This window comes from Pseudarthrobacter sp. NPDC055928 (assembly GCF_042270935.1).
Taxonomy (GTDB): Bacteria; Actinomycetota; Actinomycetes; order Actinomycetales; family Micrococcaceae; genus Arthrobacter.
On record NZ_JBHJZH010000024.1, the window covers coordinates 1 to 18,100 of the forward strand.

General features: G+C 66.7%; 14 protein-coding genes. 10 read left to right on the plus strand and 4 right to left on the minus strand.

Features of this window, described 5'->3' with window-relative positions; genetic code table 11:
• Nucleotides 1-458: 458 nt before the first annotated feature.
• The 4 genes from ACFC25_RS21115 (at nucleotide 459) to ACFC25_RS21130 (ending at nucleotide 6,092) form a co-directional block, all read left to right on the plus strand.
• Complete coding sequence (locus ACFC25_RS21115; RefSeq protein WP_056341443.1) at nucleotides 459-746, plus strand: HU family DNA-binding protein; 288 nt, start codon at nucleotides 459-461, stop codon at nucleotides 744-746.
• A 141-nt stretch (nucleotides 747-887) separates the two neighbouring features.
• Complete coding sequence (locus ACFC25_RS21120) at nucleotides 888-2,984, plus strand: cytochrome c oxidase assembly protein (RefSeq protein ID WP_376048839.1); 2,097 nt, start codon at nucleotides 888-890, stop codon at nucleotides 2,982-2,984.
• On the plus strand, nucleotides 2,984-5,023 hold the full coding sequence (locus ACFC25_RS21125) for an NHL domain-containing thioredoxin family protein (RefSeq protein ID WP_376048782.1): 2,040 nt from the start codon (nucleotides 2,984-2,986) through the stop codon (nucleotides 5,021-5,023). Before ACFC25_RS21120 ends, ACFC25_RS21125 begins: the two co-directional genes overlap by 1 nt.
• 187 nt (nucleotides 5,024-5,210) lie before the next feature.
• The gene (locus ACFC25_RS21130; RefSeq protein ID WP_376048785.1) at nucleotides 5,211-6,092 is read left to right on the plus strand and encodes a type IV toxin-antitoxin system AbiEi family antitoxin domain-containing protein; all 882 of its coding nucleotides are present in this window, start codon (nucleotides 5,211-5,213) and stop codon (nucleotides 6,090-6,092) included.
• A 58-nt stretch (nucleotides 6,093-6,150) separates the two neighbouring features.
• On the opposite strand, the gene ACFC25_RS21135 is transcribed toward ACFC25_RS21130, so the two are convergent.
• The 4 genes from ACFC25_RS21135 to ACFC25_RS21150 form a co-directional block, all read right to left on the minus strand.
• On the minus strand, nucleotides 6,151-7,143 hold the full coding sequence (locus tag ACFC25_RS21135; protein WP_337347498.1) for a hypothetical protein: 993 nt from the start codon (nucleotides 7,141-7,143) through the stop codon (nucleotides 6,151-6,153).
• Between the two features lie 131 nt (nucleotides 7,144-7,274).
• Nucleotides 7,275-9,020 carry a helicase HerA-like domain-containing protein gene (locus ACFC25_RS21140; protein WP_376048788.1) on the minus strand — a complete coding sequence of 582 codons (1,746 nt, stop codon included), beginning with the start codon at nucleotides 9,018-9,020 and terminating at the stop codon, nucleotides 7,275-7,277.
• A 4-nt stretch (nucleotides 9,021-9,024) separates the two neighbouring features.
• The gene (locus tag ACFC25_RS21145) at nucleotides 9,025-9,549 is read right to left on the minus strand and encodes a GNAT family N-acetyltransferase (RefSeq protein ID WP_376048791.1); all 525 of its coding nucleotides are present in this window, start codon (nucleotides 9,547-9,549) and stop codon (nucleotides 9,025-9,027) included.
• A gap of 3 nt (nucleotides 9,550-9,552) precedes the next feature.
• Nucleotides 9,553-11,583, minus strand: coding sequence for an FAD/NAD(P)-binding protein (locus ACFC25_RS21150; RefSeq protein WP_376048794.1), 2,031 nt, complete (start codon nucleotides 11,581-11,583; stop codon nucleotides 9,553-9,555).
• 277 nt (nucleotides 11,584-11,860) lie between these two features.
• Between ACFC25_RS21150 and ACFC25_RS21155 the strand changes: the two genes are divergently transcribed.
• The 6 genes from ACFC25_RS21155 to ACFC25_RS21180 are packed head-to-tail and all read left to right on the plus strand — an operon-like array spanning nucleotide 11,861 to nucleotide 18,099.
• Nucleotides 11,861-13,000, plus strand: a complete 1,140-nt coding sequence (locus ACFC25_RS21155; RefSeq protein WP_376048797.1) for an amino acid ABC transporter permease — start codon at nucleotides 11,861-11,863, stop codon at nucleotides 12,998-13,000.
• Complete coding sequence (locus ACFC25_RS21160; RefSeq protein WP_376048799.1) at nucleotides 12,997-13,842, plus strand: amino acid ABC transporter ATP-binding protein; 846 nt, start codon at nucleotides 12,997-12,999, stop codon at nucleotides 13,840-13,842. The genes ACFC25_RS21155 and ACFC25_RS21160 overlap by 4 nt, the downstream gene beginning before the upstream one ends.
• 13 nt (nucleotides 13,843-13,855) lie before the next feature.
• Nucleotides 13,856-14,902, plus strand: coding sequence for a transporter substrate-binding domain-containing protein (locus tag ACFC25_RS21165; RefSeq protein WP_376048802.1), 1,047 nt, complete (start codon nucleotides 13,856-13,858; stop codon nucleotides 14,900-14,902).
• Nucleotides 14,899-16,020 (plus strand): LLM class flavin-dependent oxidoreductase, encoded by a 1,122-nt coding sequence (locus ACFC25_RS21170; RefSeq protein ID WP_376048805.1) that lies wholly within the window; start codon nucleotides 14,899-14,901, stop codon nucleotides 16,018-16,020. The genes ACFC25_RS21165 and ACFC25_RS21170 overlap by 4 nt, the downstream gene beginning before the upstream one ends.
• Nucleotides 16,004-16,885, plus strand: a complete 882-nt coding sequence (locus ACFC25_RS21175; protein ID WP_376048808.1) for a DUF1684 domain-containing protein — start codon at nucleotides 16,004-16,006, stop codon at nucleotides 16,883-16,885. Before ACFC25_RS21170 ends, ACFC25_RS21175 begins: the two co-directional genes overlap by 17 nt.
• Entirely contained in the window at nucleotides 16,882-18,099 is a 1,218-nt protein-coding gene (locus tag ACFC25_RS21180) for an LLM class flavin-dependent oxidoreductase (protein WP_376048811.1), read from the plus strand. Before ACFC25_RS21175 ends, ACFC25_RS21180 begins: the two co-directional genes overlap by 4 nt.
• Nucleotide 18,100: the final 1 nt, after the last annotated feature.

An 18,100-nucleotide genomic window follows, 5' to 3' on the forward strand; every position in this document is an offset into this window, starting at 1 on the left:
GGTGTGGGAGAGTAGGTCACCGCCGGACAACCATTAAGGTCGAGAACCCCCCAACACACACGTGTTGGGGGGTTCTCCCATTTAACACACACCCCCAACCCCCTCCCACATCCTGAAGCCTTCCTGGGCGACCCTCACCCACCCCCGCCGGAACCCGCCCAGACGCACCCACCCCGGGCGCCGCCGTCGGACCCCACCCACACCACACCGGGAACATCCGGCAGAACCGCGCAACAACTGCGAGAGCGTTCGGGGAAACCCGCAACAACTGCGAGAGCGTCCGCTGTGGGCGCAATTCCCGCAAAAATCCCCTCAAATCTGGTGATTTGAGTCAAAAAGTCGCGGAAACACGCGGAATTTGCGGTCCTCGGCGGCCCAAGCTGGTAAGTTTTCGAACAGTGGCTTGTACGCATGCCGCGTGCAGGCTCCAGAAATCATGACCGTCCAGGAGGACATCAATGGCTAAGAACCGTAGTGAACTTGTTTCAGAGGTAGCAGGCAAGGCTGGCACCAGCCAGGCAGCCGTCAACTCCGTCCTCGACGCACTGTTCGAGGTTTTCGAGACCTCTGTCGCCGCGGGCGAGAAGATCACCATCCCGGGCTGGCTCGCCGTCGAGCGCACCGACCGTGCAGCCCGCACCGGCCGCAACCCGCAGACCGGCGAGACCATCCAGATCGCAGCCGGCCACAGCGTCAAGCTGACCGCTGGTTCCAAGCTGAAGGCTGCAGTAGCCAAGAAGAAGTAATTTTCTTCAACAGCATCAGTGGAGCGGCAACCCTTTGGTTGCCGCTCCACCGCTTTAAGCCGATTCGCCGCCTCGGCACGTGTAGCGGACAATGGATAGGTGCCTTCCGCAGCAAAATCCCGTTCCACCGCGCCCCAGCCCATGCCCGGCAAGGGAGCGCCTGGACTGGCCGGTGCCTTGGGAATCTCGCGGCCGTGGCAGCTGGCCGGCCTGGCGGCACTGCTCCTGGGATTAACGGCAGCGCTCCTCTTCTCCGGTGCGGCCGCTGCCCGTGAGGTCTCTGACCCGGGTGCGCTGGCCCGCTGGGGGCTTCCTATCAGCAAAGCCATCCACAACGTCTCCCTGGCAACGGTAGTGGGCGGCCTGATTTTCGCCGTCGGCATCCTGCCCCGGAGCGCGTCCCGGCGTTCCAAGGACGACGACGGCCCGGAACACCCGGCGTTTTCAAGGGCCTTGGCCGTGGCGGCTGCAGCCGGTGCAGCCTGGACCCTGTCAGCCATCGCGGTCCTGGTGCTCACGTACTCGGACGTCGCGGGCCAGGGCATCTCCGGGGACGCTGAATTTACCCAGGCACTGGTCTACTTCATGACGGACATTGAGACCGGCCGCGCCTGGCTCGCCGTCACCATCATCGCGGCGGTCGTCACCACGGCTCTGTTCGGTGTGCGGTCGCTCGGAGGCCTCGCACTCACGCTGGTCCTGGCGCTCATTGGCCTGGTGCCAGCTGCCCTGATCGGCCACTCGTCCAGTTCCTCCGACCACGAAGGCGCCATCAACTCCCTGGGCCTCCACCTCGTAGGCGTCAGTGCCTGGGTGGGCGGCATCATTCTGCTGGCCCTGCTTTCGGGAATCCTGACCGCCTCGAAGCCCGGCACTGCAGCGGACATTACCGAACCCACCCTTCGCCGGTTCTCGTCCCTCGCCGGCTTCGCCTTCGTCCTGGTCTTTGCCTCCGGTGTCATCAATGCCAGCATCCGCATCACCAGCTGGGCTGACCTCTTTGGCTCCGCCTACGGGCAGCTGATCCTCGCGAAGACCGCCGCCACACTGGTCCTGGGCGGCATCGGATTTATGCACCGCCAGTGGGTCATCCCGCAGCTTGGCCGCAAGGGATCCGCGTTCTCGTCCCGACGCGTCCTGTGGCAGTTGGTGGTGGTGGAACTCCTCATCATGGGTGCCACGTCCGGCGTTGCCGTAGCGCTGAGCCGGTCCGCCCCGCCGCAGCCCACCACGTTCGCCCCCGATGCGTCCCCTGCCTTCATCCTCTCTGGTTACGAGCTGCCCCCGGAGCTGACCCCCGAGCGCTGGCTGACGGAATGGCGCCTGGACTGGCTGTGGATCGCTGTCGCGGTGTTCGGGCTGGTCTCCTACGCCCTCGGTGTTGCAAAGGTGCTGCGCCGTGGCGACAAATGGCAGTGGTTCCGAACGGTGAACTGGGTGCTCGGCCTGATGGTGCTGACGTACATAACGTCCGGGCCGCCGGCGGTGTACGGCCGGGTCCTGTTCTCAGCACACATGGTGGACCACATGGCCCTGACCATGGTGGCGCCCATCTTCCTGGTGCTTGGCGCACCCGTGACGTTGGCCCTCCGGGCGCTCCCTGCCCGGAGGGACGGCTCCCGGGGTCTGCGCGAATGGCTTCTGGTGTTTGTGCACTCGAAGTTCTCGCAGCTCGTGACGCACCCTATCTTCGCGGCCGGCAACTTCGCTGGATCGATCGTCCTGTTCTACTACTCGGACGCATTCGGGTTCGCGATGCGCGAGCATGTTGGCCACGAACTGATGAACCTGCACTTTGCGCTCACCGGCTACATCTTCATCCTGAGCATGATCGGCACGGATCCGCTGCCCCGACGTGCACCGTATCCCATGAGGCTGGTGCTCCTCCTGGCCACCATGGGTTTCCACGCTTTCTTCGGCGTGGCCATCATGGGCGGGACCAACCTCCTGGCGGCTGACTACTTCGGCAACCTCGGCCGGGCCTGGGGACCATCGGCCCTCCTGGACCAGCAGACCGGAGGTGCGGTGGCGTGGGGCATCGGTGAAGTACCCACCCTGCTGGTGGCGATTGGCGTGGCCGTAATGTGGTCCCGGTCGGACGCGCGTGAAACCAAACGCGTGGACCGGGCAGCGGACAGGAATAACGACGCCGATCTGACTGCTTACAACGATATGTTTGCCAAATTGGCCGAACGCGATGCCAAGCTGGCTGAACGCAACAAGCTGGAAGGACGCTGATGAGCGAAACCGTACGCACTCATGCCCGAGTCCGGGCCTCCGAACTGGTGGGCCGCAACTGGTTGAACACCGGCGGCAAATCGCTGGACCTTGAAGCCCTGCGCGGGAAGATTGTGCTCCTCGACTTCTGGACCTTCTGCTGCATCAACTGCCTCCACGTCCTCGACGAACTGAGGCCGCTGGAGGAGCAGTACTCCGACGTGCTGGTCACGGTCGGTGTGCACTCGCCCAAGTTCGAGCACGAAGCAGACCCCGTTGCCCTGGCGGCCGCTGTGGAGCGCTACGAGATCCACCACCCGGTCCTTGACGACCCCGAACTGGAAACCTGGAAGGCCTACACCGCGCGTGCCTGGCCCACCCTGGTTGTCATCGACCCCGAGGGTTACATCGTTGCCCACTTGTCCGGTGAAGGCCACGCCGACGGCCTCGCCGTGCTCATCCCCGAACTGATCGCCGAACATGAGGCCAAGGGGACCCTGCACCGCGGTTCCGGGCCGTACGTGGCGCCGGAACCGACGTCGGGCACGCTGCGGTTCCCAGGCAAGGCCCTGTTCCTGCCTGCCGGACGCGGAACAGCACACAGCCCGGGACAGGATGCAGGAGCTTCCGACGGCGGGACTTCCGTTGATGCCGCAGCAACCCACGGTTCGTGGCTGGTAACCGACACCGGCCACCACCGCATTCTGGAGCTGGACACCGACTTCCACACGGTCCTGGCGACCTATGGCACCGGCACCAAGGGCCACGTTGACGGCCCTGCCGCCGCTGACCCAGCCCATCCTGGCGCGGCCACCGCCCAGTTCAACGAGCCGCAAGGCCTGGTGCTGCTCCCGGAAGACGTGGCAGCGAAGGTTGGCTACGACGTCGTCATTGCCGACTCCGTCAACCACCGCCTCCGCGGGCTGTCGTTGCAGGACGGAAAGGCCACCACCCTCGTGGGCAACGGCATTCAACGGCTGCTGGAAACAGGCCCCGCCCGCGTTGACGAGGACGCCGCTGGGTTTACGGGCCGCCTCAGCGAGCACCCGCTGGAAGTCTCCCTGAGCTCCCCGTGGGACGTCGTCTGGTCGCGCAAGCTCAAGGCAGTAGTGATAGCCATGGCCGGAACGCACCAGATTTTCAGTTTTGACCCGCTGACTGGTGCCGTAGCCATCGCCGCCGGCAACGGCCTCGAAGGCCTGCTGGATGGCCAGGGCCACGAGGCCTGGTTTGCCCAGCCCTCTGGCCTCGCCGAGGACGCTGACGGCAACCTATGGGTGGCTGACTCTGAGACGTCGGCCCTGCGCAAACTCGTGATTGACGACGGCGGCACGGTCACCGTGGAGTCCGCGGTCGGAAAGGGCCTGTTCGACTTCGGCTTCCGTGATGGCGCCGCGACTGAGGCCCGGCTGCAGCACCCGCTGGGTGTCACCGTCCTGCCGGACGGTTCGGTGGCCATCGCTGACACGTACAACGGCGCGGTGCGAAGGTATGACCCCGCGTCCAAGACTGTTTCCACACTGGCGCGCGGGCTGGCCGAACCCTCCGACGTCATCGTGGACCACACCCACGCGGCAGGCTCCGAACCGCTGCTCGTAGTGGTGGAGGCCAACAAGCACCAGCTCGTGTACGTGCCGATCCCCAAGGAAGCCCAGCAGGTGGATGAGGGAGCAGTGCAGACCCACCGGCCCAAGAGCCCGGTTGCCCCCGGCCTGCTGGAGCTCAAGGTCCGCTTCACCGCGCCCACCGGCCAGAAGCTCGATGACCGTTGGGGCGATCCCACCCAGATGAAGATCTCCTCCACGCCGCCCGAGCTGATCGTGGCCGGCGGAGGAACCTCGGTGGGGCTGCTCCGGACTGTGGAGCTCTCCGCCGACGTCCCCGAGGGCATCCTGCACATTACGGCCCGCGCCGCGGCCTGCGACGGGCCAGAAACCGAGGACGGTGAGATCCCGGACCACGCCGCGTGCCACCTGTACCAGCAGGACTGGGGCATTCCGGTCCTGCTCCAGGACGACGGCGACACCGAGCTGGTCCTGGACCTGCGCGGCATGGACTGAGCGCCGCCGTCGTGACCTAAGTGCCGAACTGGCCCGGTTTTCGACCCGCGAGGGTGGGGAACCGGGCCAGTTTTGTCCTTGCTGCCGCCAAAACTGGGCCAGTTTGGGCGCTGGTCCGAGGCGTGGCTTATCCACATAGCCAGTTCCGGGACTGTCTGCAGGCCGGGAGGGCCGACATTGTGGCTTTATGGACCCCACGGAGATCCTCAGGTCGGCGGGCGGAGTGCTGCTGACGCGGGAAGTGCTGACTGCCGGGGCCACAGAAACCGGACTTCGCCGGGCGCTGCGGAGCGGCGAAGTGGTTCGCGTGCAGCGGGGGCTCCTGGCCCTTGCGGGCGCTGATCCGCAGCTCATAGCCGCCGGGCGCGCTCGTGGTCTCCTCACGTGCGTGTCTGCCGCTCCAGCATTCGGCCTCTGGCAGCTCCGTCCTCCGGTGCGGCCTCACTACTGGCAGAGTAATGGCCGGAACCCTGTGGGCTGTGTCAGCCACCGTCTTCCACTGACGCAGCAGCCCAGCCACGGGACGCTTGCAGCCCTTCCGGATGTCCTGCTGCATGCGCTGCTATGCCTGCCGGAACTCGAATCCCTGGTCATGGTGGAGTGTGCATACAACCGGGGAGACATCGACCCTGCATTCCTGCTCCGCCACCTGACCGGCAATCGTTGCGGCAAGGCGCGGACCGTGGTGTCCAAGGTGGACCGCGGCGCAGATTCCCTCCTCGAGACGTTGGCCAGGGTGCTGTTCAGGGATGCCGGTATTTCCACAGAGACCCAAGTATGGATCGACGGCATCGGGCGGGTGGACTTCCTGCTGGAGGGTTTCCTCATTGTGGAGATCGACGGACTTGCGTTCCATCTTGAGGCGCGGCAGTTCAAGAAGGACCGCCGCAGGGACAACTCGGCCACACTGCAGGGACTGCCTGTGCTCAGGTTCTTCTATGATGACGTCGTTCACGCACCGGAATCTGTCCTGGCGCAGGTGCGGGAGGTGCTTGCCCGTGGTTCGCTGCGGTGGCCCCAACCGAACCGGCCCAGTTATCAACGCAACCGCCACGAAGGCAGTTGGTAATGCAACGGGCAGCCTCCCAAAACTGGGCCAGTGCGGCAGGGGTACTGACCAGCAGGGCTTAGTAGCTCAGCAGCGGCGTGACCTTGATGGTGTCGCCGGCGACGTCCAGGCGGGTGGTGAAGCTGAAGTCCACTTCTTCGTTGAGCGGGAAATTGGCGCCCGTGAAGGAATTCTGCTGGACCGCCTCCACGCGGGCTTTGCCATCCAGCGGCGCCACCACCCAACGACCGCCGAAGGGCTCGATGGAAATCTCCGGGTACTCGGTGATGCTCCACTTGATGGTGCCGTCGTACACCGTGTTGTTGCTGGCGTAGTAGAAGGGACAGTCCGGCTGCAGTTTCTGCTGCTTCTGGGCCTCGGCGGCGCACGTGTCCAGGAACTCCTTGACCTTGGCCCCGACGTCCTCCTTCAGGTCCTCCGTGGCCTGGGTCAGCAGGTTCAGTGGAGCAACAGGGACGTTGTTGCCCGTGATCGTGGCCCGCGTAGGCGGGGCAGCGAAATACTCGCCGTTCAGGGACGCCTCATACTCGCCGGGGTAGAAGACGGCGAACGTGTTGCGGCCGTTGGGCATGTTGACCGGCACGCCGTTGACGGTGGCCTCGCTGGCGTTCACCACGGTGATGTCCACGGTTGGCAGCCGTGAGGGAACAAAGGCCCAGGTATTGAAGAAAAGCCACTCGGTGCCGGTTTTCTCCAGCATGAATTCGGTCCGCAGCCGGCTGCCGTCGATGGTGTACTCCATGGGCACCATGACCTGGTTGCGCGGCCGCGCTTCGGCTTCGCCGATCTTGACGTTGGCGAACCGCGAGGCCGCTGTCTGCAGGGCTGTACCGTCCAGCATGGCGGCGTTGGCCTGCGGGACAGTGGCCCGTAGCAGGCCTAATGCCTTGCCGCCGTCCCCGCTGTGCAGCGCGTCCAGGTACTCGCGCACAGGCTGCTGCGGACTGGCCACGGTATCGTTCACGAGGTTCACCGCCACGATGGCTCCGGCCACGGCAAGCATGAGGCCCAACAGCCATCCGGCCGCGATCCTCACCAACGCTTGACTCATCTGCACGTCCCCCACGTTACCTGCAAGCCCGCCAATTCCGGGTGCCGGGGCACGCCTGCATGACGTGCACCGGCCGCTTTACCAGGGCCCGACGGCGGCACTCCAGTTCCTGGAACATCGTCAGTTTGGGCCTAGCGGCGGCGCCGGGACGACGTGCCAAACACGCCTCGCAGCAGTTCCCGGCCGAGCTGGGTGCCCATGGAACGGACCATGCTCTTCAGCCCGCCGCCCAGCGCCCCGCCCAAGGCTCCGGCGAGGTCGCCCGCCAGGTCGCCGCCTGCCGGGGCGGGCCGTTCCGGGGCACGCGATGCCCGTGTCCGGGGGGCACGTGGGGCACTTGGGGACCGCCCGGAATCGCCGCTTTCCGGTGCGGTCGACGGTACCGGCGATGGGGCCGGGCGGCTGCTGGGCCGGCCCAGGATCTCTTCCTCGATCCTGCGGGCCTCGGCATCGACGTCGGCCTGGCTCCTGGGAGCTCCGGGCACGGGTGGTTCGCCCGGTGCCGCCGCTCCAGTGGGCGCCGCAGCCTTGCCCGTGAGCTTTTCATAGGCGGAGACGTTGTCCACCGAGGTTCCGTACTTGGCCAGCAGCGCGGAGCCGGCCACTGTGCTTTTGACCAGTTCGTCCGAGCTGGGGCCCATGACGGACTCTGGCGCGCGGAGCCGGGTATGCGCCACCGGGGTGGGGGCGCCCTTCTCATTCATGACCGTGATGACGGCTTCGCCGATCCCCGCCGAAGTCAGCGTTTCCTCAAGGTCGTAATCGCTGACCGGGAAGGTGGACACGGTGGCCTTGAGCGCCTTGGCATCCTCCGGCGTAAAGGCGCGCAGGGCATGCTGGACACGGTTGGCCAGCTGGCCGAGGACGTCCGCCGGCACATCCTTGGGAGTCTGGGTCACGAAGAAGATGCCCACGCCCTTGGACCGGATAAGCCGGACGGTGGTGGTGATGGCGTCCAGGAACGCCTTGGAGGCGTCGTTGAACAGCAGGTGGGCTTCGTCCAGGAAGAACACCAGCTTGGGCTTGTCGAGATCCCCGGCCTCTGGCAGGTCCTCGAAGAGGTCGGCCAGCAGCCACATCAGGAACGTGGAGAACAGCATGGGCTTGGTCTGCAGCGTGGGCAGTTCCAGGCAGGTGATTACGCCGCGGCCGTCCGGCGCCGTACGGAGGAGCTCAGCGGTGTCGAACTCCGGTTCGCCGAAGAACCGTTCCAGCCCCTGCGCTTCCAGGTTCACCAGTTCCCGGAGGATGACGCCGGCCGTGGCCTTGGAGAGACCGCCCAGCTCGGCAAGTTCGTCCTTCCCCTCGGCCGAGGTCAGGAACTGGATGACCGAGCGGAGGTCCTTCAGATCGATAAGTTCCAGGTTGTTCTTGTCTGCGAAGTGGAATACGAGCTGCAGGCTGGACTCCTGGGTGTCGTTGAGCTCCATCACCCTGGACAACAGGATGGGGCCAAACGACGTGACGGTGGCGCGGACGGGCACGCCGTTGCCGTCGCCGCCCAGGGCCAGGAATTCCACCGGGAACGTCTTCCCCGCCCACTCCTGGCCGATGCTCTCGGTCCGCGCGGCGAGCTTCTCGCTGCCGGCCGCGGCCGTGGCAAGGCCGGACAGGTCCCCCTTGATGTCGGCAAGGAACACCGGGACCCCGGCGGTGGACAGCTGCTCTGCCATCATGTGCAGGGTGACGGTCTTGCCCGTGCCGGTGGCTCCGGCCACAAGGCCATGCCGGTTCATCATGGCTAGCGGAAGCCGGACCTGGGCTTCCTTGTGGAGTTCGCCGTCGATGATGGCGGCACCGAGTTCGATGGTGGCACCTTCGAGGGCGTAGCCCTTCTGGATGGTGGCTAGCTTCTCTGCGGTGGTTTTGTTGGCCATGCCGCTAGCTTAGTGGCGGGCCCGGGAGATTCTTGGTGAACGCCAGGGACTTTATCGTCGCCGGATCGGCATGAATATCGAACTGCGGTTCGTACCCGGTGGCCAGGTACAGGTGCTTGGCTTCGGGTTGCCGGGGACCGGTGGTGAGGTAGATCCGCCGGTAGCCGCGGAGGGCCGCCAGCCGCTCCAGCTCGGTGAGCACCACTCGGGCGAGCCCCCGACGGCGGTGCCGGGAGTGCGTCCAGATGCGCTTAAATTCGGCGGTGTCCGCGTCGTACCGCCGGAAGGCGCCGCCGGCAATGGACCCGCCGTTCTCCTGGATCATCAGCAGCGCCCCTCCCGGGCCGGCGAACTCGGCTGCCGGGTAGCGGTTGAGTTCCTCGGCTGCCGCGCCGCGGCCGAAGAGATCGCCGTACCGGGAGTCGTATTCCACCGCGAGCTCATCCAGCAGCGGCCGCACCCGGGGATCGTGCATGGGAAGGTTCAGCACAGTCAGCGCCGCGTGGTCGAGGGGCGTCTTTGTTTCCATTTTTCAGGCCTTCCCGACGGCGGCCGGCTGGGTGGCAGTGTGGGACCCGGCAGTGCGGGACCCGGCAGTGTGGGACCCGACTAACCCTGCCCCGCTGGAAGGGTCAGCCGCATAAATCCCCGCCACTACGGTGAGGACGTGCCGGGCCAGGGCATCGTTTTCGCGGAACGGGGCGGCGTTGGTGCCCGGCCGGGCGAACGCTCCGGCGCCCCAGCCCGATGTCCCAGGACCGATGCCAAAGATCCGGTCCTGGGCCCGGCCCTCCGCGTCCACCAGCTGGTGATTCCCGGACACCAGCAGCTTGCCGGTGGAGTGGATGCCATCCGCGGTGAGGAGCTGCTGTTCGGTTCCCAGTCCGGCGTCGTGCATTGACTGGAGCGCCGGGTTCAGCGATCCGGCCACTGACGTCGCTGGAAGGCGCGCCTCGATGAAGGCCTTCGCCCGGACGGCAACGCCGGACTGGGCTGACGTTGCCACGAAGTCTCCGGTGGCCTCGTCCGTTCCCACTGAGATCTCGGGACCGAGGAAGTCCAACAGCCCGGCGCGGTGGAGGGCCAGCATCTCCCGCAGCCGGCGCGGGGGCGGACCGGAGTCCACAAAGCTGAAGAAGCCGTGCCACCAGCCGTGCACGGTTTGCTGCGAGCGGGCGTTGAGCCGCTCGGCCGGAACCAGCCGGCCGAGGTCCATGTACACCTTTAACAGCGCCACAAACAGGGCCATCGTCTCGGGGTGGTCGGGCCCGTCGCGGACGAGAAGATCGTGTTCGATGTACTTCGCCACCGCGTCCTGCACCTCGGAATGGCTCGGGAAGGACTGTCCGGCGAACGGCCGGTCCAGGCGCTCCAGGTCCAGGCGGAGGCTGCTGTCCTGGACGGAAGCGGCCACCAGTTCCTCGCGGGCTGTGCTGTACCAGTCGAGGGCAGCGAAGCGGCTGGCGAATTCAGCCCAGCTTGTGCTGACCTTTTCGGGGCTGCCCGTGAACAGCTCGCGGTAGTAGCCGTAGCCGGCTTCCTTGGCGATGAGCGGCCAGAGGTGGCTGCGGAAGTCCAGTTCCGTATGGAGCTCCAGGAGAGCGTCCACAGCGTCCCGAGTGAAGAACAGCAGGTCACCCGGGGCCTCCCCGCGAAGGGCTGCGGACACCTTGGAATGGTAGGGCACACCGCGCCGCGACCCGGCCAGGAGCTTCGGTTCGCGGCCGGACGCAACGTACCGCAAACCGCCCTCGGCCGTTTCTTCAAACCGGCCGCCCCGCCCCTCCGTGAGGAGGACGAGCAGGTCAACGAACGCGAGCCCCATGCCGGCCACTATGACGTCCTGGCCCGGGGCAAGGGGTGAGTAGTCGACGTCGGTGGTGTAGCTGGGTGCCGCGTGGAAACCGCCGTGCCGGGCAGCGAAGCCGGACCAGGCCTCGGACGCGGCGTCGGGCCGCGAGTCCGTGTGGCCCAGTGCGGCGACCACGACGTCGGCACGCACCTCGCCACCGTTGGCCAGGCGCACCAGGTGCGCGCCGTCGTCGGACGCGGTACTGGACGCGGCACCCGAGCGGGCTGACACGCGCTCAATGGCGACGGCGGTGGTGCGGTGGACGGTTACGTTCCCGCCGAGTGCCGCGACCGCCCGGCGGAAAAACCACTCCAGGTACTGGCTCTGCAGCTGGCGGGTGGGAAACGTGGCACCGGTGAGGTAGCGCAACTGCTCCCGGATGGTGCGGGGGAAGTCCGGAACGTCCGTGATGGACCCGTCGAGCACGCCGGCTGCCCACGCGGCGAGCCCGGGACCATCGGCGGCCGGGCCTTCGCAGGCCACTGAGGAGTCGGTGAACATCGTGACATCCGCGGCCGCCGAATTGAGCATGAGCCCCGGGTGCTGGTCATAGCGCCAGATACGGCCCGAGCCCGGCTCGTGCGGCTCCACCACATGGATGTCCAAAGGGCCGTCAAAAAGTGCGGGACGGTTCACCGCCAGCCGCTCCAGCACGCCCGCAGCCCGCGGACCGCCGCCGAGGAAGACAACCGAAGGGACGTTGGCTGGCATGGAGGCTCCTGACGGGACGGTGGTTGAGTGCCCATGCTAGGCAGCCTGGACGATGGCGGTCGACGTGCCGGTAACGCCCGTTAACTCCGCGTCACAGGCCGTCAAGGGACGCAAGAAACCGACTCATGACGCCGTGCGAAGCCCGGTGAACTTATGCAACTTGGCGCCTTGCTGCCCGTTTCCCGGCCGCCCTAGATTTGCAGCCAGCGGCCCGGAGCATCCGGGTCCTGCAACAGGATCCCGAGCATAAGAAGCCAGTGAAGAAGCGAGGTGGCGCATGAGTTCAGCAGTAACCAAAGTGGCCCAGCCGGCAGAGTCAGAAGCAGCACGGCAGGCCACCGGACCGGCGCCCACCGAACCGGGGTCCACCGAACCGGCGCCCACAGGCGCGGAAACGACCGGCGCGGGAACGACGGGTCCGGGAACTGCCGGGCCAGGAGCGTCCGGTCCGGGAACCCCAGGCCACTCCGGCAGCAGCGGACCGCGTGGGCCTGCCATCGACTACTCCGGCTACCCGCTGGTGGCCGCGAAGCATCCGTGGCGCTGGGTTGGAACCGCTGCAGTGGCACTGGGCGTGGCCGCCGTGGCGTGGTCTCTGGCCACCAACCCGCGGTGGGAATGGGGAGTCGTGGCGCAGTGGTTCACCGCCCAGTCCGTCATCAACGGGCTCTTGGAGACGCTGAAGCTGACCGCCATTTCCGGCATCCTCGGATTTGTCCTGGGCTTCGTCCTCGCATTGATGCGGCTCTCCGCCTCACCGCTGCTGGTCTCGGTGTCCTGGACTTTCTCCTGGATCTTCCGCTCCACCCCGCTGCTGGTCCAGATGCTGCTCTGGTACAACTTGGGCTACCTCTACGAGAAAGTCAGCCTTGGCATCCCCTTCACGGACGTCCGCTTCTTCGAGGTGCAGACCACCACCCTGATCAGCCAATTCGCGGCAGCGGTGCTGGGCCTGACCCTGAACCAGGCCGCCTATTCTGCCGAGATCATCCGCGGCGGCATCCTCTCGGTAGATCAAGGCCAGCTTGAGGCGGCCGCGGCGCTAGGCATCCCGGCCTGGCGGCGGTCCACCCGGATTGTCCTCCCGCAGGCCATGCGCGCCATCCTGCCCACGGCATTCAACGAGATCATCGGCCTTGTGAAGGGCACCTCGATCGTTTACGTCCTGGCCTACTCCGAGCTGTTCTACACCGTGCAGGTCATCTACAACCGCACCCAACAGGTCCTGCCGCTACTCCTGGTGGCCACCCTCTGGTACGTGGTGATCACCTCGGTCCTTAGCGTGTTCCAGTACTACATCGAGAGGCACTACTCCAAGGGTGCTGTCCGGACACTGCCGTTGACGCCCCTGCAGAAGGCCCGCAAATTCTTCGCCACCCATGCTGTGGCACCCAACCGCGCAAGGAGCCCGCGATGAGCACAGCCACCGCTACCCAGCCATACTCTGACACGGCTACTGGCGCCCCCGCTTCAGGGCCCACCCGCGGGCTCGTGGAAATCACCAAGGTCCGGAAGTCTTTCGGCTCCACCGAGGTCCTCAAAGGCATCACCCTCACGGTCAAACCGGGCGGTGTGGCCGTCATCGTGGGACCGTCGGGTTCCGGGAAGTCCACGCTGTTGCGCACCATCAACCACCTGGAAAAGGTCGACGGCGGCCACATCGCCATTGACGGGACGCTGGTGGGCTACGAGGTCCGCGGCAAGCGGCTGCACGAGCTGCGCGAGAAGGACATCCTGAAGCAGCGCACTGAAATAGGCATGGTCTTCCAGAACTTCAACCTGTTCCCGCACCTGACCGCCTTGGAGAACGTGGCCGAGGCGCCGGTCGTGGCGCAGGGCCGCACCAAGGAAGAGGCGCGACGCCGCGGCCTGGAACTCCTGGACCGCGTGGGCTTGAAGGACCGTGCCGGCGCCTACCCCCGGCAGCTGTCCGGCGGCCAGCAGCAGCGCGTGGCCATCGCCCGCGCCCTGGCCCTTGATCCCAAAATCCTGCTCTTCGACGAGCCCACCTCCGCGCTGGACCCCGAACTGGTCAACGAAGTGCTGGACGTCATCCGCGGACTCGCCAAGTCCGGCACCACGCTGATCATCGTCACCCACGAGATGGGGTTCGCCCGCGACGTGGCCGACACCGTGGTGTTCATGGACGAGGGCCAGATCGTGGAACAGGGCAGCCCGCGGGAAGTCTTCACCAACCCGCAGGAACCACGCACCCGGAGCTTCTTCTCCAAAGTGCTCGAACCGGCTTTCAACATCTAAGGAACTCCACAAAATGGCCTTCTTCACATCCCCCAAGCCCGGCGCAGGCCGCGCTCGCCTGCTGGCGGCACTGCCCGCCGTCGTCCTTCTGGGTACCGTGGCGCTGTCCGCCTGCTCCGATCCCGGCGCGTCCGCTTCCGGCACCTCCGGAGAAGCCCAGACGACGGCGGCACGCAACGGCGTGGTGTACAACACTTCCCCTGAACAGCAGCGAATCCGGGCAGACAAGGACGATGCGCTCGCGGCCAAGGTTCCGGAGCTGATCGGCAAGGACGGGAAGCTGACGGTCGCCACGACGGCCGGGTCCATTCCGCTATCCTTCCACGCCACCGACGACAAGACCGCCATCGGTTCGGAGCTGGACATCGCCCAGCTGGTGGCGGACAAGCTGGGGCTGGAGCTCGACATCCAGGTGACGTCGTGGGAGAACTGGCCACTGAAGACCCAGTCCGGCGACTTCGAGGCTGTCTTCTCCAACGTTGGTGTCAACAAGGACCGCGTGAAGCTGTTCGACTTTGCCAGCTACCGGGCCGCCTACATGGGGTTCGAAGCCAAGAAATCCGCCACCTACGACATCAAGGGCGCGGACGACATCTCCGGCCTGAAGGTGTCCGTAGGATCCGGGACCAACCAGGAGAAGATCCTGCTGGCCTGGAACAAGGAGCTCGAGGGCAATGGCAAGGCGCCGGCCGTCCTGCAGTACTACTCCTCCGACGCCGACACCATCCTGGCGCTCTCCTCCGGCCGGACCGATCTGAACATCGCCCCGTACCCGTCCACGGTGTACCGCGAAAACACGCGCGATGACCTCAAAGTGGTGGGCAAGGTCAACGCCGGCTGGCCGTCAGAGACCCTCGTGGCTGCCACGACGCTCCGCGGCAACGGCCTGGCTCCGGTGATCACGGACGCCCTCAACGCCGTTATTGAGGATGGCTCCTACGCAGAGGTGCTGGAACGCTGGGGCCTTTCCGAGGAAGCCCTGCCTGAATCCAAGACCATCACCGAGGAGAGCTTCGCCGCCGCCCAGCCCGCCGCAACCCAGCCTGGGGCAGCGAAGTGAAGTTCCAGGTCCTGGACATCATCCCGCACCTGAAGAATCCGCTCACCGGGGAGATTGTTTCGACGGCGGACCGGCTCAACCAAGTGGTGGAAACGGCGCGCCGGGCGGAGAACCTCGGCTACGACGGCTTCGCGGTGGGGGAGCGGCACGCCGGGGAGTTCATCTCCTCCTCGCCCGCCACGGTGCTCGCGGCGATCGCGGCCGTGACGGACCGGATCCGGCTGCAAAGCGGCGTCACCGTGCTGTCCGTGCTGGACCCTGTCCGGGTGGCCGAGGACTACGCCACCATCGACCAGCTGAGCCGCGGGCGGCTGGAACTGGTGATCGGCAAGGGCAACGAGGTGCTGCAGTATCCGCTCTTTGGCCTGGACCTCGCGGACCAATGGGACTTGCTGGCCGAAAAGTACGGGCTGCTGCGGAGGCTGTGGCGGGAAGAAAACGTGACCTGGTCCGGCCGCTTCCGGTCCGCGCTGACGGAGCCCACCACCACAACGCCCCGCCCGTTCGACGGCGCACCACGGATTTGGCACGGGTCTGCTACAACACTGACCTCCGCTGCGCTGGCAGCGCAGTGGGGAGACCCCCTGTTCACGGCTAACGCCATCCAGCCGCGGGAAAACTACCAAGTGCTGATCCAGCACTACCGCGAGGAGTACGAACGCCACGGCCACGACCCGAAGCAGCAGTACGTTGGCTCGGGCAGCGGTGCCGGCGGAGTGTTCATTGCCGACACCACGCAGGAGGCCATCCGCCAGTTCGGACCGATCTACGAGGCGCTGACGGCAAACCGCAACGTGCCGGGCAACAACTCGCCGTTCCGCGATATCCAGCACGCCGTCGCCGAAGGCCCCGCACTGGTGGGCAGCCCGGAACAGGTCATCGACAAGATCCTCAGCTACCACTCGTTCTACGGTCACGACCTGCAGTCCATCTCGCTGCCCACCACACTGCCCTACGAGCAGCAGTTGGACATCCTGGAACGGTTTGCGCTGGAAGTGATTCCCGCCGTCCGGGCAGCTGCCCCCACCACCCTCTGGGAGGCCGCCGATCCCTACGGCAGCCGCCCGGCATCCGCCGACGTCAACGCCACCAGGAGCAACCATGCCTACGCACACTGAAAACGCATCCTTCACCGACGCCTGGAAAGAGTGGCACGCCGCCCACGAGCGGCACCGCGCCGACCCGCACGGCTTCCTGGCAGTCACGCACCTGCACTGGCTGGGCGGCTCCGCGACCCGGCTGGAAGGTGCCCCGGGCACCTGGAGCGTGGATAACGACGTCGTCCGCGTGGTTCTGGAGCCGGGCGAGACCCTGCAGCGGGAAGGCCAGGAACTGAACGGCGAGGACGGTGCGAGCCTGGTCCTGGGCCCCATCGCCGAGCGCGGCGGGATCAACCTGCGCTCGGGTGACTCGGTCATCGAGCTGGCCAAGCGCGGCGGGGAATACATCGTCCGGCCGCGGCACCCCCGCAACGCCCTGCTGGCGGACTACACCGGAACGCCCGCGTACCAGCCGGATCCCTCCTACGCGGTGACCGGAACGTTTGTGCCTTTCCCGGAGCCGCGACCCACGACGGTGGGCGCCGCCGTCGAAGGCATTCAGCACGTCTATGAGGCGCCGGGCGAGATCCGCTTCAGCCTTGCCGGCGAGGACCTGACGCTGACGGCCTTCAACGGCCACGCCCCCGGAACGCTGTCCGTGCTGTTCACCGACGCCACGTCCGGCAAGACGACGTACGCCGCCAACCGATCCCTGGCCGTGGGCCAACCCGGGCCGGACGGGACAGTGCTCCTGGACTTCAACCGTGCCGTGAACCTGCCCTGCGCCTATACGGACCTGGCCACATGCCCGCTGCCGCCCGCCGAAAACCGGCTCGCGGTTGCCATTGAGGCTGGCGAACAGACGCCGTTTGAACGCTCGGGCACGCGCGAACTGGGCGCCAGTGAACTGCAGGGCGCCAGCGAGCTGCAGGGCGCCAAGTGAGCGGCGCCCAGGGCCGCGGGAAAGGGCTGCTGCTGATAGAGCTCGACGGCGACGGCGGGCACCCGGCGGCCTGGCGGAAGTCCGGCTCGTCACCGGCGTCGGTGCTTGGGCCGAAGCATCTGCGCGAGCACGTCCTGGCCGTGGAATCGGCCGGTTTCCACGCCGCCACATTCCGCGACGGCGGAGCTAAAACCGGAATATCCGTTAACGGAAACGGCCGTCTGAACGCCCTGCAGCAGGCCGCCTTCGTTGCGCCGATCACGCGGTCCATCGCCTTGGTCCCGGAGGTGGACACGGTTTACACCGAGCCATTCCACATCTCCACCCAGCTGGCCAGCCTGGACTACGTGTCCCGGGGCCGCGCAGGCTGGCTGGCAGCGGCCAGCTCCTCCGAGGAGGAATCAGCCGCCCAGGCCGCGGCCGTGGGCCGTGAACCTGCGGACCCGGAACGGCGTACCCGCGAGGCCGCGGCATCCATCGAGGTAGGCCGCCGGCTGTGGGACACCTGGGAGGACGACGCCGTCATCCGGGACGTGGCCACCGGCCGCTACCTCGACGTGGATCGGCTCCACTACGCCGACTTCCAGGGCCAGGACTACTCCGTCAAGGGCCCCTCCATCATCCCGCGGCCGCCGCAGGGCCAGCTTCCCGTGCTGGCTTCCGCCGGGCTCTTGGATTCCGACGCTATCGCGGCCGGCGCTGCAGATGCGCTCCTGGTGTCCGCGCCGACGCCGGAGCTGCTGGCTGGCGAACTGCGGGAGGCTGCGGCCGGATTCGAAGACGCGGGAGGCGCCGGTGCCCCTGCCCTCATCGCCGAACTCGACGTGATCCTGGACGCCCGCGGCCAGTCCGCTGCCGGGAGGCTGGCTGAACTGGACAAGCACGCCGTCTGGGAAAGCCCGAGGGCACGGTTTGTTGGATCGGCCGCCGAACTGGTTGAAGTGCTGGCCGGGCTGCTGGCGGTGGCCGCCGGAGTCCGCCTGCATCCAGCAGTCCTGGGCACGGACGTGGAAGAACTCGGGCAACTGGTCCTTCCGGAGCTTCGCCGCCGCGGGTTGCTCGCACCGGTGGCGCCTGACGCCACCTTCCGCGACCTGCTCGGCCTGTCCCGCCCGGTGAGCCGGTATGCCGCAGCGAGTGCCGCCGTCGTACCTTCCGGCGCCAGCCCCGGAACCGGCGCCAGCCCCATAACCCGCGCAACCGCCGGAAACTGAG